The sequence below is a fragment of the Pseudarthrobacter sp. S9 genome, assembly GCF_050156545.1.
GTDB lineage: Bacteria > Actinomycetota > Actinomycetes > Actinomycetales > Micrococcaceae > Arthrobacter.
Genome location: NZ_CP189576.1, coordinates 2,992,708 through 3,006,360, shown reverse-complemented (window position 1 = coordinate 3,006,360; position 13,653 = coordinate 2,992,708). Strand labels below are relative to the sequence as shown.

23 protein-coding genes are annotated in these 13,653 nt (G+C 61.3%); 1 reads left to right on the top strand and 22 read right to left on the bottom strand.

The genetic code is table 11. The features are described from left to right. Positions 1-9: 9 nt before the first annotated feature. From rplO to rpsJ, 20 genes are all read right to left on the bottom strand, one after another. Positions 10-501 carry a 50S ribosomal protein L15 gene (rplO, locus tag ACQCSY_RS14395; RefSeq protein ID WP_091563112.1) on the bottom strand — a complete coding sequence of 164 codons (492 nt, stop codon included), beginning with the start codon at positions 499-501 and terminating at the stop codon, positions 10-12. Then, positions 502-708, bottom strand: a complete 207-nt coding sequence (gene rpmD / locus ACQCSY_RS14390; protein ID WP_018773676.1) for a 50S ribosomal protein L30 — start codon at positions 706-708, stop codon at positions 502-504. A 3-nt stretch (positions 709-711) separates the two neighbouring features. Next, a complete protein-coding gene (gene rpsE / locus ACQCSY_RS14385; RefSeq protein ID WP_427129775.1) occupies positions 712-1,389 on the bottom strand; it encodes a 30S ribosomal protein S5 in 678 nt (225 codons plus the stop codon). A gap of 26 nt (positions 1,390-1,415) precedes the next feature. Beyond that, complete coding sequence (gene rplR / locus ACQCSY_RS14380) at positions 1,416-1,799, bottom strand: 50S ribosomal protein L18 (RefSeq protein WP_427129773.1); 384 nt, start codon at positions 1,797-1,799, stop codon at positions 1,416-1,418. 2 nt (positions 1,800-1,801) lie between these two features. Continuing rightward, positions 1,802-2,338 (bottom strand): 50S ribosomal protein L6, encoded by a 537-nt coding sequence (gene rplF / locus ACQCSY_RS14375; RefSeq protein WP_427129771.1) that lies wholly within the window; start codon positions 2,336-2,338, stop codon positions 1,802-1,804. Positions 2,339-2,356: 18 nt separating this feature from the next. Then, a complete protein-coding gene (gene rpsH, locus ACQCSY_RS14370; protein ID WP_056425243.1) occupies positions 2,357-2,755 on the bottom strand; it encodes a 30S ribosomal protein S8 in 399 nt (132 codons plus the stop codon). 84 nt (positions 2,756-2,839) lie between these two features. Continuing rightward, positions 2,840-3,421: a 50S ribosomal protein L5 gene (gene rplE, locus ACQCSY_RS14365; protein WP_427129769.1), complete on the bottom strand. Its 582-nt coding sequence runs from the start codon at positions 3,419-3,421 to the stop codon at positions 2,840-2,842. Next, on the bottom strand, positions 3,421-3,780 hold the full coding sequence (gene rplX, locus ACQCSY_RS14360) for a 50S ribosomal protein L24 (RefSeq protein WP_066436866.1): 360 nt from the start codon (positions 3,778-3,780) through the stop codon (positions 3,421-3,423). Before rplX ends, rplE begins: the two co-directional genes overlap by 1 nt. 3 nt (positions 3,781-3,783) lie before the next feature. Beyond that, positions 3,784-4,152: a 50S ribosomal protein L14 gene (rplN, locus tag ACQCSY_RS14355; protein WP_024366126.1), complete on the bottom strand. Its 369-nt coding sequence runs from the start codon at positions 4,150-4,152 to the stop codon at positions 3,784-3,786. 459 nt (positions 4,153-4,611) lie between these two features. Next, positions 4,612-4,920, bottom strand: coding sequence for a 30S ribosomal protein S17 (gene rpsQ / locus ACQCSY_RS14350; protein ID WP_427129766.1), 309 nt, complete (start codon positions 4,918-4,920; stop codon positions 4,612-4,614). Beyond that, the gene (rpmC, locus tag ACQCSY_RS14345) at positions 4,917-5,252 is read right to left on the bottom strand and encodes a 50S ribosomal protein L29 (protein ID WP_427129764.1); all 336 of its coding nucleotides are present in this window, start codon (positions 5,250-5,252) and stop codon (positions 4,917-4,919) included. Before rpmC ends, rpsQ begins: the two co-directional genes overlap by 4 nt. Before the next feature lie 2 nt (positions 5,253-5,254). Beyond that, entirely contained in the window at positions 5,255-5,671 is a 417-nt protein-coding gene (gene rplP / locus ACQCSY_RS14340) for a 50S ribosomal protein L16 (protein WP_056626634.1), read from the bottom strand. Further along, positions 5,672-6,508, bottom strand: coding sequence for a 30S ribosomal protein S3 (rpsC, locus tag ACQCSY_RS14335; protein ID WP_427129762.1), 837 nt, complete (start codon positions 6,506-6,508; stop codon positions 5,672-5,674). Next, positions 6,509-6,874, bottom strand: a complete 366-nt coding sequence (gene rplV / locus ACQCSY_RS14330) for a 50S ribosomal protein L22 (RefSeq protein WP_003803798.1) — start codon at positions 6,872-6,874, stop codon at positions 6,509-6,511. It lies immediately after the preceding gene. Positions 6,875-6,912: 38 nt separating this feature from the next. Continuing rightward, positions 6,913-7,194, bottom strand: a complete 282-nt coding sequence (rpsS, locus tag ACQCSY_RS14325) for a 30S ribosomal protein S19 (protein WP_120951155.1) — start codon at positions 7,192-7,194, stop codon at positions 6,913-6,915. Positions 7,195-7,206: 12 nt separating this feature from the next. Then, the gene (rplB, locus tag ACQCSY_RS14320; RefSeq protein WP_026266473.1) at positions 7,207-8,046 is read right to left on the bottom strand and encodes a 50S ribosomal protein L2; all 840 of its coding nucleotides are present in this window, start codon (positions 8,044-8,046) and stop codon (positions 7,207-7,209) included. A 29-nt stretch (positions 8,047-8,075) separates the two neighbouring features. Beyond that, complete coding sequence (rplW, locus tag ACQCSY_RS14315; protein WP_018773664.1) at positions 8,076-8,381, bottom strand: 50S ribosomal protein L23; 306 nt, start codon at positions 8,379-8,381, stop codon at positions 8,076-8,078. Continuing rightward, entirely contained in the window at positions 8,378-8,998 is a 621-nt protein-coding gene (gene rplD, locus ACQCSY_RS14310; RefSeq protein WP_427129759.1) for a 50S ribosomal protein L4, read from the bottom strand. Before rplD ends, rplW begins: the two co-directional genes overlap by 4 nt. Before the next feature lie 4 nt (positions 8,999-9,002). Further along, positions 9,003-9,653, bottom strand: coding sequence for a 50S ribosomal protein L3 (gene rplC / locus ACQCSY_RS14305; protein WP_003803812.1), 651 nt, complete (start codon positions 9,651-9,653; stop codon positions 9,003-9,005). A 17-nt stretch (positions 9,654-9,670) separates the two neighbouring features. Continuing rightward, positions 9,671-9,979, bottom strand: a complete 309-nt coding sequence (gene rpsJ / locus ACQCSY_RS14300; RefSeq protein WP_038464699.1) for a 30S ribosomal protein S10 — start codon at positions 9,977-9,979, stop codon at positions 9,671-9,673. Between the two features lie 460 nt (positions 9,980-10,439). Between rpsJ and ACQCSY_RS14295 the strand changes: the two genes are divergently transcribed. Then, a complete protein-coding gene (locus ACQCSY_RS14295; RefSeq protein ID WP_427129756.1) occupies positions 10,440-11,867 on the top strand; it encodes a GH1 family beta-glucosidase in 1,428 nt (475 codons plus the stop codon). A gap of 29 nt (positions 11,868-11,896) precedes the next feature. Here the strand turns inward: ACQCSY_RS14295 and ACQCSY_RS14290 are convergent, their stop codons facing one another. Both ACQCSY_RS14290 and tuf read right to left on the bottom strand, forming a co-directional pair. After that, positions 11,897-12,022 (bottom strand): hypothetical protein, encoded by a 126-nt coding sequence (locus tag ACQCSY_RS14290; RefSeq protein WP_427129754.1) that lies wholly within the window; start codon positions 12,020-12,022, stop codon positions 11,897-11,899. A gap of 198 nt (positions 12,023-12,220) precedes the next feature. Continuing rightward, the gene (gene tuf / locus ACQCSY_RS14285) at positions 12,221-13,411 is read right to left on the bottom strand and encodes an elongation factor Tu (protein ID WP_427129753.1); all 1,191 of its coding nucleotides are present in this window, start codon (positions 13,409-13,411) and stop codon (positions 12,221-12,223) included. Positions 13,412-13,653 lie beyond the last annotated feature (242 nt).

Sequence of the window (13,653 nt, the reverse complement as noted above, 5' to 3'; positions counted from 1 at the left end):
GCCGCCTCCTTAGAGGGCGGTGGTGCTTCCGCCTGCTGCGGCAATCTTTTCAGCGGCACTGGCCGAGAATGCGTGCACGGTGACGTCAACCTTGACGGTGATGTCGCCGGTGCCCAGCACCTTGACGGGCTGGTTCTTGCGAACGGCACCCTTTTCGACCAGGTTCTCCACGGTGACTGCGCCACCTTCCGGGAACAGCTCGTTGAGCTTGTCCAGGTTTACAACCTGGTACTCAACCCGGAACGGGTTCTTGAAGCCGCGCAGCTTCGGCAGGCGCATGTGCAGCGGCAGCTGGCCGCCGGCAAAGCCAGCCTTGATCTGATAGCGGGCCTTCGTACCCTTGGTACCGCGACCGGCGGTCTTACCCTTGGAACCTTCACCACGACCAACACGGGTCTTGGCGGTCTTGGCACCCGGGGCGGGACGCAGGTGGTGAACCTTCAGTGCGTTCTGCTTCTCAGCGGCGCCCTGTGCCTTTTCGGCGGTGTTCTTCTCTGCCATTTACTTCGCCTCCTCTACCTTTACCAGGTGCGGAACCGTGTTGAGCATTCCGACGGTCACGGCGTCGGCGGTGCGGACAACGGTGTGTCCGATCCGCTTCAGGCCGAGGGACCGCAGGGTGTCGCGCTGGTTCTGCTTGCCGCCAATGGCGGACTTGATCTGAGTGATCTCCAACTTTGCGTCGGAGACAAGCACGTTCTTAGCCATGACTCAGACACCTGCCTTCTGGTTCAGAAGTGCGCGCACCATGGCCGGCGGAGCGATCTCGTCAAGCGGGAGGCCGCGGCGTGCTGCCACTGCTGCCGGCTCTTCGAGGCGCTTCAGCGCATCAACGGTCGCGTGAACGATGTTGATGGCATTGGAGGAACCGAGCGACTTGGAGAGGATGTCGTGGATGCCCACGCACTCCAGTACTGCACGGACCGGACCGCCGGCGATAACACCGGTACCGGCGGACGCCGGACGCAGCATGACGACGCCTGCAGCGGCCTCACCCTGAACACGGTGCGGAATGGTGCTGCCGATGCGGGGAACGCGGAAGAAGGACTTCTTGGCCTCTTCAACGCCCTTCGCGATTGCGGCAGGAACTTCCTTAGCCTTGCCGTAGCCGACGCCGACCATGCCGTTGCCGTCGCCGACGACGACGAGGGCGGTGAAGCTGAAGCGACGACCACCCTTGACGACCTTGGAAACGCGGTTGATGGTTACGACGCGCTCTACGAACTGGCTCTTTTCGGCTTCGCGGCCGCCATCGCGGCCACCACGGCCACCACGGTCGCCACGGCCCTGGCCGCGGTCGCCACGCTCGCCACGACGAGCGCCACGGCGGTCGTCAGTGGTAGCAGGCGCAGCGGTCTCAGTTGCCGGAGCAGCTACAGCTTCAGTCACCTGAATGTCCTTTTCGTTATTTTCGGTCACAGTGACAGCCCACCTTCACGCGCGCCGTCAGCGACGGCGGCGATCCGGCCGTGGTACTTGTTACCACCGCGGTCGAAGACAACAGCTTCGATACCGGCAGCCTTGGCACGCTCGGCGACCAGTTCGCCGACGCGCTTGGCCTTGGCGGTCTTGTCACCGTCGAATGCACGAAGGTCGGCTTCCAATGTGGAGGCGCTCGCTACGGTCAGGCCCTTGCTGTCATCGACAACCTGGACGAATACGTGGCGTGCTGAACGGTTGACGACCAGACGCGGACGTGCAGCCGTTCCGGAGATGCGCTTGCGGATACGAAGCTGGCGGCGGCTGCGCTGGGCAGACTTGCTCTTGTTCGTACGCTTCTTGTTAATTGCGATCGCCATGGTTACTTACCAGCCTTTCCGACCTTGCGGCGGATGACTTCGCCTGCGTAGCGGATGCCCTTGCCCTTGTAGGGGTCCGGCTTCCGCAGCTTGCGAATGTTGGCAGCAACCTCGCCGACCTGCTGCTTGGAGATACCTGAAACAGAGAGCTTGGTCGGGGTCTCTACTGCAAAGGTGATGCCGTCCGGTGCCGAGACGTTAACCGGGTGGCTGTAGCCCAGAGCGAACTCCAGGTCAGAACCCTTGGCCTGGACGCGGTAACCGGTACCGACAATCTCAAGCTTCTTCTCGTAGCCTGCGGTGACGCCCTGGATCATGTTGGCGATCAGGGTGCGGGTCAGGCCGTGCAGCGAACGGGAGGCGCGCTCGTCGTTCGGGCGGGCGACAGTCAGGGTGCCTTCTTCCAGGGAAACCTCGATCGGGCTGGCCACAGTGTGGCTCAGCTCGCCTTTGGAACCCTTGACGCTGACGACAGAGCCGTCAACCTTGACCTCAACGCCGGCAGGAACGGTGATGGGGAGACGTCCAATACGTGACATTATTCTCTTCCTTTCCCGTTACCAGACGTAAGCGAGGACTTCGCCGCCCACGCCCTTCTTGCCGGCCTGCTTGTCAGTCAAGAGGCCGGAAGAGGTGGACAGGATTGCGACACCCAGGCCACCGAGCACGTGCGGCAGGTTGGTGGACTTTGCGTAAACGCGCAGTCCCGGCTTGGAAATACGACGAACACCAGCGATCGAACGCTCGCGGTTCGGACCGAACTTGAGCTCGAGGGTCAGCTTCTTGCCAACCTCAGCGTCTTCTTCTTTCCAGGAGGCGATGTAACCTTCGGCCTTCAGGATGTCAGCAACGCGTGCCTTGAGCTTGCTGTATGGCATAGACACGGAATCGTGGTATGCCGAGTTTGCGTTGCGCAGACGCGTAAGCATGTCTGCGACGGGATCTGTCATTGTCATGTGGGCTCTTGCCCTTCCTCATAACGGTTTCCGCCGCGCTATCCTCTTCAGGATCAGTGCAGACGGACCTTTTACGTAGCTAGATTAATCTTCGGTCTTGAACGGGAAGCCAAGCGCCTTGAGCAGCGCGCGGCCTTCGTCGTCGGTCTTGGCAGTGGTCACGACGGTGATGTCCATGCCGCGTACGCGGTCGATGGAATCCTGGTCGATCTCGTGGAACATAACCTGCTCGGTCAGACCGAAGGTGTAGTTGCCGTTGCCGTCGAACTGCTTGCCGCTGAGGCCCCGGAAGTCGCGGATACGCGGCAGAGCCAGCGTGACCAGACGGTCCAGGAATTCCCACATGCGGTCCCCACGCAGAGTTGCGTGTGCACCGATCGGCATGCCTTCGCGCAGCTTGAACTGTGCGATCGACTTGCGGGCCTTGGTTACCTGCGGCTTCTGGCCGGTGATCAGGGTCAGATCGCGGACAGCGCCGTCGATCAGCTTGGAGTCCTTGGCGGCATCTCCAACACCCATGTTCACAACGACCTTGACCAGACGGGGAACCTGGTTGACGTTCTGGTACTTGAATTCCTCAACGAGCGCGCTCTTGATGGAATCGGCGTACTTGGTCTTCAGACGAGGAACGATCTTGCTTGCCGGAGTCTCGAGAGTCTCAGTCATTAGATGTCCTTCCCTGAGCTCTTGGCCACGCGGACACGCACTTCGCGCTTCACGCCATCGCGCTCAACGGTCTCGGTGCGGAAACCGACGCGGGTGGGCTTCTTGGTGGAGGGGTCAACCAGAGCCACGTTGGAGATGTGGATTGAAGCCTCGACGACCTCGATGCCACCGGTCTTGGTGCCGCGCTGCGACTGACCGACCTTGGTGTGCTTGGTTACGCGGTTGATGCCCTCGACCAGCACGCGGTTGGTCTCGGGGAAGACGCGCAGAACCTTGCCCTGCTTGCCACGGTCGCCGCCGCGCTCAGCCTTGGCGCCAGTGATGACCTGAACCAGGTCACCCTTCTTGATCTTAGCCATGGACTAGAGCACCTCCGGAGCCAGAGAAACGATCTTCATGAACTTCTTGTCGCGAAGTTCACGACCAACCGGTCCGAAGATGCGGGTACCGCGGGGGTCACCGTCAGCCTTCAGGATCACAGCTGCGTTCTCGTCAAACTTGATGTAGGAACCATCCGCACGGCGGCGTTCCTTCTTGGTACGGACGATGACAGCCTTGACGACATCGCCCTTCTTTACGTTGCCGCCCGGAATTGCGTCCTTGACGGTAGCGACGATCACGTCGCCAATGCCTGCGTAGCGACGGCCAGATCCACCGAGAACGCGAATGGTAAGGATTTCCTTAGCACCCGTGTTGTCGGCGACCTTGAGTCGCGACTCCTGCTGAATCACTATTTACTCCTTGCGTCGCGCTGGTTCTCAGACCGAAAATCTTCCTACGGAATGAGCCTTGCGGAACGGTTGATCGGGGTGTCTCTTGACCTGCCTGGATTTTGCCAGACCAGGCCTAAACTCCCGTGCCAGCAACATTTGCTTCCCAGGCGGATCCCGCGAGTCTGATTCGACAAGTCTCATTCGACAAGTCTGATTCGACAAGTCGGGGCGCAAGGGGGCACTATGCCGTGGCACGATTGTTTACGAGGTTGATGACGGCGCACGAAAGGCACCATACAAACTCAATATCCTAGCATGGCTGAGGCCCAGGGCAGAATCAGGCCACTACCACAGAAGAGGGCCAGCCCTGCACCCCGTGACGCCGCCTACGGAGGCGGCCGGAAACGCGGAAACCCCCGCACCCAAAAAGGGAACGGGGGTTTCTGAACAGATCCCTTGACAGGGACGCTGCAGGTGTTACTTGGCCTTTTCGAGGATCTCCACAAGGCGCCACCGCTTGGTGGCGGACAGCGGACGGGTCTCGGCGAGGAGAACGAGGTCGCCGACGCCGGCGCTGTTCTCTTCGTCGTGAGCCTTGATCTTCGTGTTGCGGCGGATGACCTTGCCGTAAAGGGCGTGCTTCACGCGGTCTTCGACCTGGACAACGATGGTCTTTTCCATCTTGTCCGAGACCACATAGCCGCGCTTCGTCTTACGGTAACCGCGCTCGTCAGCCGTAGCTGCGCCGGAAACAGTTTCCGTCACGTTCTCGTCCTTTTCACTCACTTGGCGTCCTCCTCAGTCTCAGCCTCGACCGGCTTTTCAGCCTTCTCAGCCTTGGCTGCGGACTTCTTGGACTTCTTTTCTTCCTTGGCTTCCACAACCGGTGCGGCAACCTCGGCACGGATGCCCAGCTCGCGCTCACGGAGAACGGTGTAGATGCGGGCGATGTCCTTCTTTACCGCGCGCAGACGACCGTGGTTCTCCAGCTGACCGGTGGCGGACTGGAAACGCAGGTTGAACAGCTCTTCCTTGGCCTTGCGGAGTTCTTCAACGAGTCGCTCGTTGTCGAAACCGTCCAGCTGTGCGGATGCAAGTTCCTTGGATCCTACTGCCATTTCTATTCACCACCTTCGCGACGCAGAATGCGTGCCTTCAACGGGAGCTTGTGGATTGCCAGGCGCAGTGCCTCGCGAGCAACCGATTCTTCGACGCCGGAGATCTCAAAGAGAACCCGGCCCGGCTTGACGTTTGAGACCCACCATTCCGGAGAACCCTTACCGGAACCCATGCGGGTTTCGGCCGGCTTCTTCGTCAGCGGACGGTCCGGGTAGATGTTGATCCAGACCTTGCCGCCACGCTTGATGTGGCGGGTCATCGCAATACGGGCAGATTCGATCTGACGGTTCGTGACGTATGCCGGGCTCAGGGCCTGGATGCCGTACTCACCGAAGGAGACCTTGGTGCCGCCCGTGGCAGCGCCGGAACGACCCGGGTGGTGCTGCTTACGGTGCTTGACTCGACGTGGGATAAGCATTTAAGCCTGTCCTCCTTCTACTGCCGGTGCAGCTGCTTCAACTGCCGGAGCCTCCGCAGCAACAGGTGCTGCTTCGGTTGCCGGACGGTCGTTACGACGACGGCGGTCACCACGGTCAGCGCCACCCGGGCGGCCCGGGCGGTCGCTGGCACCACGGCCACGGGACGGAGCAGCAGCTGCCTGCTGAGCCAGTTCCTTGGCGGTGACGTCACCCTTGTAGATCCAGACCTTCACGCCGATGCGGCCGAAGGTGGTCTTGGCCTCGTAGAAGCCGTAGTCGATGTTCGCGCGGAGGGTGTGCAGGGGCACACGGCCTTCGCGGTAGAACTCCGAGCGGGACATTTCTGCGCCGCCCAGTCGACCCGAGCAAGCGATCCGGATACCCTTGGCACCCGCACGCTGTGCGGACTGCATGGCCTTCTTCATCGCACGGCGGAAAGCCACGCGGGAAGTCAGCTGCTCTGCAACGCCCTGGGCAACAAGCTGGGCTTCCATCTCGGGGTTCTTGACCTCGAGGATGTTCAGCTGAACCTGCTTGCCCGTGAGCTTTTCGAGCTCGCCGCGGATGCGGTCTGCTTCTGCACCGCGGCGGCCGATAACGATGCCCGGACGTGCCGTGTGGATATCCACACGGACACGGTCGCGGGTGCGCTCGATTTCAACCTTGGCGATACCGGCGCGCTCCATGCCCGTGGACATGAGCTGGCGGATGCGGATGTCTTCGCGGACGAAGTCCTTGTACCGCTGGCCGGCCTTGGTGCTGTCAGCAAACCAGTGCGATACGTGATCGGTGGTGATGCCGAGTCGGAACCCGTGCGGGTTAACTTTCTGTCCCACTTAGCGAGCCTCCTCTTTCTCCGGGGTAGCGACTACCACGGTGATGTGGCTCGTGCGCTTCTTGATCTGAAATGCACGACCCTGGGCACGCGGCTGGAACCGCTTCATGGTCGGGCCTTCATCAACAAACGCTTCGCTGATGATGAGGTCACCTTCGTCAAACGCCACACCGTCGCGGTCCGCGAGGACCCGGGCGTTGGAGATTGCCGACTGAACTACCTTGAATACCGGCTCCGAAGCTGCCTGGGGGGCAAACTTCAGAATTGCCAGAGCCTCATTCGCTTGCTTACCACGAACAAGGTTGACGACGCGCCGGGCCTTCATAGGCGTTACGCGGATATGACGCGCAATTGCCTTGGCTTCCATTGCTTTCCTTCTCTCGTCTATGACGTAAGTGCAGGCGCCTAGCGGCGCTTGCCCTTACGGTCGTCCTTGACATGGCCGCGGAATGTCCGCGTTTGAGCGAATTCGCCGAGCTTGTGCCCGACCATCGACTCGGTGACAAACACGGGAATGTGCTTGCGTCCGTCGTGCACGGCGATCGTGTGGCCGAGCATGTCGGGGACGATCATCGAGCGGCGGGACCAGGTCTTGATGACGTTCTTGGTGCCCTTTTCGTTTTCCCTTGCTACCTTCACAAAGAGGTGCTGGTCAACGAAAGGACCTTTTTTCAGGCTGCGTGGCATGTGTCCAGGCTCCTATCGCTTGTTCTTGCCAGTACGACGGCGACGAACAATAAGCTTGTCGCTCTCTTTGTTGGGACGGCGGGTGCGGCCTTCGCGCTTGCCGTTCGGGTTGACGGGGTGACGTCCACCGGACGTCTTACCCTCGCCACCACCGTGGGGGTGGTCAACCGGGTTCATGGCGACACCGCGGACGGTCGGGCGAACGCCCTTCCAACGCATACGGCCGGCCTTACCCCAGTTGATGTTCGACTGCTCGGCGTTGCCGACCTCGCCGACGGTTGCGCGGCAGCGCACGTCAACGTTGCGGATTTCGCCGGAAGGCAGTCGCAGCTGGGCGAAACGGCCTTCCTTGGCAACGAGCTGGATCGACGCGCCGGCGGAGCGGCCCATCTTGGCGCCGCCACCCGGACGCAGTTCAACTGCGTGGATAACGGTACCCACCGGGATGTTGCGCAGCGGCAGGTTGTTGCCGGGCTTGATGTCAGCGTCGGCACCGGCCTCTACGAAGTCACCCTGGGACAGCTTGTTCGGGGCGATGATGTAACGCTTGGTGCCATCAACGTAGTGCAGGAGGGCGATGCGAGCCGTGCGGTTCGGATCGTACTCGATTTCGGCAACGCGGGCGTTGACGCCGTCCTTGTCGTGGCGACGGAAGTCGATCAGACGGTACTGGCGCTTGTGGCCACCACCCTTGTGACGGGTCGTGATCTTACCGGAGTTGTTACGGCCGCCCTTTTTGGGCAGCGGACGTACCAACGACTTTTCCGGCGTCGACCGCGTGATTTCAGTGAAGTCCGCTACGCTCGAGCCGCGACGGCCCGGGGTAGTCGGCTTATATTTACGGATTCCCATAATTTATTTCCTCGTTAAAGTGGTCTCCGCTACGAGAGCGGACCGCCGAAGATGTCGATAGTGCCTTCTTTGAGGCTCACAATTGCACGCTTGGTGTTCTTGCGGGTACCCCATCCGAATTTGGTGCGCTTGCGCTTACCGGCACGGTTGATGGTGTTGATCGATTCGACCTTGACGGAGAAAATCTTCTCCACGGCCAGCTTGATCTCGGTCTTGTTCGAGCGGGGGTCCACCAGGAAGGTGTACTTGCCCTCATCGATCAGGCCGTAGCTTTTTTCCGAAACGACGGGTGCAAGCACGACGTCGCGCGGGTCTTTGATGGTGGCTGCGCTCACTTGGCATCCTCCTCGGTCTTTGCAGCCTTGTCAGCAACGAATGCTTCGTAGGCAGCCTTGGTGAAGACTACGTCGTCGGAAACGAGAACGTCGTAGGTGTTCAGCTGGTCTGCGTACAGAACGTGAACTTCCTCGAGGTTGCGCACGGACAGTGCAGCAACGTCGTTGGCGCGCTCAATGACAACGAGCAGGTTCTTGCGCTCGGAAATTCCGCGCAGGGTTGCCAGTGCTTCCTTGGAGGACGGCTTGGTGCCGGCAACCAGGTCAGCAACGACGTGGATGCGTCCGTTACGGGCGCGGTCAGAGAGTGCGCCGCGCAGTGCAGCAGCAATCATCTTCTTGGGGGTGCGCTGGCTGTAGTCACGCGGCGTCGGGCCGTGGACAACGCCACCACCGGTCATGTGAGGAGCACGGATTGAACCCTGACGGGCGCGGCCGGTGCCCTTCTGCTTGAACGGCTTGCGACCTGCACCGGAAACCTCGGCGCGGGTCTTGGTCTTGTGGGTACCCTGGCGTGCAGCAGCGAGCTGGGCAACGACGACCTGGTGCAGCAGCGGCACGTTGGTCTGTACGTCGAAGATCTCTGCAGGCAGGTCAACCTTGACAGTGCTAGTCATTGAACTAGGCTCCCTTCACGGCGGTGCGTACGAGTACGACCTGGCCGCGGGCGCCGGGAACGGCGCCCTTGATCAGGAGCAGCGACTTCTCGACGTCAACCGCGTGGACCGTGAGGTTCAGCGTGGTGTGACGAACGGCGCCCATGCGGCCGGCCATTTTCATGCCCTTGAAGACGCGGCTCGGGGTGGATGCGCCACCGATTGAACCGGGCTTACGGTGGTTCTTGTGGGCACCGTGGGAAGCTCCAACGCCGTGGAAGCCGTGACGCTTCATAACACCGGCGAAGCCCTTACCCTTGGTGGTGCCAACGACGTCGATCTTCTGGCCGGCTTCGAAGAGCTCCACGGAGAGCTCCTGGCCCAGCTCGTAAGAGTCAGCATCTGCAGTGCGCAGTTCTACGACGTGGCGGCGAGGCGTGACGCCTGCCTTTTCAAAGTGACCAGCCAGCGGCTTGGTGACCTTGCGGGGATCGATCTGGCCGTAGCCGATCTGAACGGCGACATAGCCATCAGTCTCTGCATTGCGCAGCTGCGTGATGACGTTCGAGTCAGCCTGGACCACAGTGACGGGGATGAGCTTGTTGTTCTCGTCCCAGACCTGGGTCATGCCGAGCTTCGTGCCCAGCAGGCCCTTTACGTTACGGGTTGCGGTCATAGTCTCTCAGCACCTCCCTAGAGCTTGATTTCGATGTTCACGTCGGCCGGCAGGTCGAGACGCATGAGCGAGTCAACAGCCTTCGGCGTGGGGTCGATGATGTCGATCAGACGCTTGTGCGTGCGCATTTCAAAGTGCTCGCGGCTGTCCTTGTACTTGTGCGGAGAGCGGATTACGCAGTAGATGTTCTTCTCCGTCGGCAGCGGCACGGGGCCAACTACCGTTGCGCCTGCGCGCGTGACCGTCTCAACGATCTTCCGTGCTGAAACGTCAATGACCTCGTGGTCGTATGACTTCAGCCGGATGCGGATTTTTTGTCCCGCCATGTCGCCTGACTCTCTTTCAGTTAGTGCTGCTCCAGTAAGGGCTGCTCTGTTTACTTGCGTGTTGCATGTGGCTGCCGAAGCATTTGAAGTCGTGACTACCACCCGCCGCACAAGCTGAATCCGGAAGAATCCGGGTTCCTCAACATGCCGGCGTAACCGACCCCCGCGGTCGGGCGTGTCGCGCTTTTCACGCGTACTCGTCCGCAGTTCCATGGGGAGTGGGTTATGTTTGGTCTCCTACCTGGACCCTGGCACCCGGCATTATCCGGATCGGGACGCGAAGGAGCGCTTGAACAACTCATCTAGTATGCCGGAATTCAGCGGCAGAAGCGAATCAGTCCCTGTGGCAGGCTCTCCCGGGTGACCGGGGACCGGCACCGGAGCCGGGGAGGAATCCCGACGGCGCCGTCCGGGGCCAGCGGTCATTGCCCTCAGGACCCTTCGAATGGATGATAGGGACATGACTGTGCAGGGTTCTGTGGCAGTTCAGGTTCTTGCCGCACGCCTGAGCCCCGGCTTCACCTTGGGCGTTGCCTCCGCGGCCTTCCAGATCGAGGGCTCACTCTCGGCTGGCGGCCGCGGACCGTCCGGCTGGGACGCCTTTGCCGAGAAGCCCGGCAGCATCCTGGACGGGCACTCCCCCGCCGTCGCCTGCGACCACTACAACCGGGCTCCGGAAGACGTCGAACTCATGCGGGCCCTCGGCATCGACTCCTACCGGTTCTCGATCTCCTGGCCGAGGATCCAGCCTGACGGCACCGGCCCGTTCAATGCGGCGGGCCTGGACTTCTACGACCGGCTGATCGACCAGCTGCTCGAAGCAGGAATCTCCCCCATGGCCACCCTATATCACTGGGACACGCCGCTCCCCCTCGAGCACCGCGGCGGATGGATGAACCGCTCCACCGCGGAACGCTTCGCCGAGTACAGCGCGGCCGCCGGCAGGCGATTCGGCGACCGCGTGGCGCAGTGGGTCACGCTCAACGAGCCGGTGTCCGTGACCCTCAACGGCTATGCCTTGGGGGTGCACGCGCCCGGCCATGACCTGCTCTTCAAGGCCCTGCCCTCGGTCCACCATCAACTCCTTGGCCACGGCCTTGCAGTGCAGGCACTGCGGGCAGCGGGCGTCAAGGGAGGAATCGGCGTGGCCAACCTGCATTCGCCCGTCCGGCCTGCCTCCCGCAAGATCAGCGACCGACTGCTGGCCAAGGTCTTTGATCTGATGATGAACAGGGTTTATGCGGACCCGATTCTCTTAGGCCATTACCCGAAGCCGCCCCTGATTGCGAGGCCGTGGTTCCGGTCGTTGGGGAAGGCCTCTGACTCCGACCTGCGCAACATCCACCAACCGCTGGACTTTTACGGGCTCAACTACTACTGCCCAGTGAAGGTTGCCACCGGACCCGGGCCTGACCACAGCCCTGTGGGCACCACCGAGGCTATGGCCCGGTTGCCATTCCATACGGCGGACTTCCCCGAATACGGCACTACCGGATTCGGCTGGCCCGTGGCGCCTGAGCACTTGGGGATCCTGCTTCGCGAGTTGAAGGACAGGTACGGCGCTGCGCTGCCACCGCTCTACATCACGGAAAGCGGGGCAAGTTTCCCCGAACCCGACCACGTCTCCGGCCCCATCGCCGACACCAACAGAATCGACTACCTGGCGAGCCACCTGGGCCATGCGCTGGCAGCGACGTCACCGGGCGGCATCGCCGAGGACGTGGAGTTGCTGGGCTACTACGTGTGGACGCTGCTGGACAACTTCGAGTGGGCCGCGGGATTTTCGCAGCGGTTCGGGTTGGTTCACGTGGACTTCGACACTCTGGAACGCACGCCGAAAGACTCGTACTACTGGTACCAGGCGCTTGCCCGGGCCCGGAGGGCCTGACAGCCCGCTCCGGAAGGCGCTCCGGAACGCTAATGATCCCTGTTCGCCCGGTTGATGCGCTTGGCCCGCTCGATCTCGTGGCGGAAATGCCGCTTCGCCCAAAAGACGGCGGCGATTACAGCTACCGCCACCAGCAGGAAAATGAACCAGCCCATGGTGAGCTCCCTTCGTTCCATGTAAAGGTATCAGGGCCAGCAAGTTATCACGACGGGCGCCAGCGAGAGACGCTGCCAAACAAAAAGGAACAGCCCCACTGCAAGTGCAGCGGGGCTGTTCCAATCTTCACGGCAGCCGTCAGACGGCCACCCGATCGGAGATCAGATCTCAGTGATCAGATCAGTGATCAGCAAGTACTACTTGATGATCTTGGTGACGCGTCCCGAACCAACGGTGCGGCCGCCTTCGCGGATAGCGAAGCCGAGGCCTTCTTCCATGGCGATGGGCTGGATGAGCGCAACGGTCATCTCAGTGTTGTCGCCAGGCATAACCATTTCCGTGCCTTCCGGCAGGGTGATAACGCCGGTTACGTCCGTGGTGCGGAAGTAGAACTGCGGGCGGTAGTTGGAGTAGAACGGGTTGTGACGTCCGCCTTCGTCCTTGGAGAGGATGTAGACGTTAGCCTCGAAGTCGGTGTGCGGGGTGATGGAACCCGGCTTGACGACAACCTGGCCACGCTCAACATCGTCACGCTTCAGACCGCGGAGCAGGAGGCCACAGTTCTCGCCGGCCCATGCTTCGTCGAGCTGCTTGTGGAACATCTCGATACCGGTAACCGTGGTCTTCTGGATCGGGCGGATGCCGACGATCTCGACCTCGGAGTTGATGGCGAGGGTTCCACGCTCGGCGCGGCCCGTTACAACGGTGCCACGGCCGGTGATGGTGAAGACATCTTCGATCGGCATCAGGAACGGCTTGTCACGGTCACGTACGGGGTCCGGAACGGACTCGTCGACAGCTGCCATGAGGTCCTCGACGGACTTGACCCAAACCGGGTCGCCTTCGAGAGCCTTCAGACCGGAGACGCGGACAACCGGAGCGTTGTCGCCATCGAAGCCCTGAGCCGAAAGCAGCTCGCGAACTTCCATTTCGACGAGGTCGAGGAGCTCTTCGTCATCGACCATGTCCGACTTGTTCAGTGCGACCAGCAGGTAGGGAACACCAACCTGGCGGGCGAGCAGAACGTGCTCGCGGGTCTGAGCCATCGGGCCGTCAGTGGCGGCAACCACGAGGATTGCACCGTCCATCTGTGCAGCGCCGGTGATCATGTTCTTGATGTAGTCAGCGTGACCCGGGGCGTCTACGTGTGCGTAGTGGCGCTTCTCGGTCTGGTACTCAACGTGGGAGATGTTGATGGTAATGCCGCGCTGACGCTCTTCGGGAGCAGAGTCAATAGACGCGAAGTCGCGCTGCTCGTTGAGAGTCGGGTACTTGTCGTACAGCACCTTGGAAATGGCGGCCGTCAACGTCGTCTTACCGTGGTCAACGTGACCAATGGTACCGATGTTAACGTGCGGCTTAGTCCGCTCGAACTTTGCCTTTGCCACAGGTTCCTCCTAGAACGTTTTCAAATGACTTACCCTTCGACCGCGCTTGTCGCGGCAGAAACTCCAGTAAGTCTACTTGGGGGGCTTTGGATTGGTGAAATTGCAGATTCAGGAACTAATACTAGTCCCTCGAGCCTGTTCGCGCAGATGGCCGGATTTCGGTCAGGACCGGAGCCCGGCCATCTGCACCAGATGAATCTCCGATATCGGAAACGCACCCGAGTTTGTCGCGGTGATTGTCC

Bases quoted from the DNA above. Each gene is read 5' to 3' on its own strand.
- rplO (WP_091563112.1), bottom strand. From the start codon at position 501: ATGGCAGAGAAGAACACCGCCGAAAAGGCACAGGGCGCCGCTGAGAAG.
- rpmD (WP_018773676.1), bottom strand. From the start codon at position 708: ATGGCTAAGAACGTGCTTGTCTCCGACGCAAAGTTGGAGATCACTCAG.
- rplR (WP_427129773.1), bottom strand. From the start codon at position 1,799: ATGGCGATCGCAATTAACAAGAAGCGTACGAACAAGAGCAAGTCTGCC.
- rplF (WP_427129771.1), bottom strand. From the start codon at position 2,338: ATGTCACGTATTGGACGTCTCCCCATCACCGTTCCTGCCGGCGTTGAG.
- rpsH (WP_056425243.1), bottom strand. From the start codon at position 2,755: ATGACAATGACAGATCCCGTCGCAGACATGCTTACGCGTCTGCGCAAC.
- rplE (WP_427129769.1), bottom strand. From the start codon at position 3,421: ATGACTGAGACTCTCGAGACTCCGGCAAGCAAGATCGTTCCTCGTCTG.
- rplX (WP_066436866.1), bottom strand. From the start codon at position 3,780: ATGGCTAAGATCAAGAAGGGTGACCTGGTTCAGGTCATCACTGGCGCC.
- rpmC (WP_427129764.1), bottom strand. From the start codon at position 5,252: ATGGCAGTAGGATCCAAGGAACTTGCATCCGCACAGCTGGACGGTTTC.
- rplP (WP_056626634.1), bottom strand. From the start codon at position 5,671: ATGCTTATCCCACGTCGAGTCAAGCACCGTAAGCAGCACCACCCGGGT.
- rplV (WP_003803798.1), bottom strand. From the start codon at position 6,874: ATGGAAGCCAAGGCAATTGCGCGTCATATCCGCGTAACGCCTATGAAG.
- rpsS (WP_120951155.1), bottom strand. From the start codon at position 7,194: ATGCCACGCAGCCTGAAAAAAGGTCCTTTCGTTGACCAGCACCTCTTT.
- rplB (WP_026266473.1), bottom strand. From the start codon at position 8,046: ATGGGAATCCGTAAATATAAGCCGACTACCCCGGGCCGTCGCGGCTCG.
- rplD (WP_427129759.1), bottom strand. From the start codon at position 8,998: ATGACTAGCACTGTCAAGGTTGACCTGCCTGCAGAGATCTTCGACGTA.
- rplC (WP_003803812.1), bottom strand. From the start codon at position 9,653: ATGACCGCAACCCGTAACGTAAAGGGCCTGCTGGGCACGAAGCTCGGC.
- rpsJ (WP_038464699.1), bottom strand. From the start codon at position 9,979: ATGGCGGGACAAAAAATCCGCATCCGGCTGAAGTCATACGACCACGAG.
- ACQCSY_RS14295 (WP_427129756.1), top strand. From the start codon at position 10,440: ATGACTGTGCAGGGTTCTGTGGCAGTTCAGGTTCTTGCCGCACGCCTG.
- ACQCSY_RS14290 (WP_427129754.1), bottom strand. From the start codon at position 12,022: ATGGGCTGGTTCATTTTCCTGCTGGTGGCGGTAGCTGTAATCGCCGCC.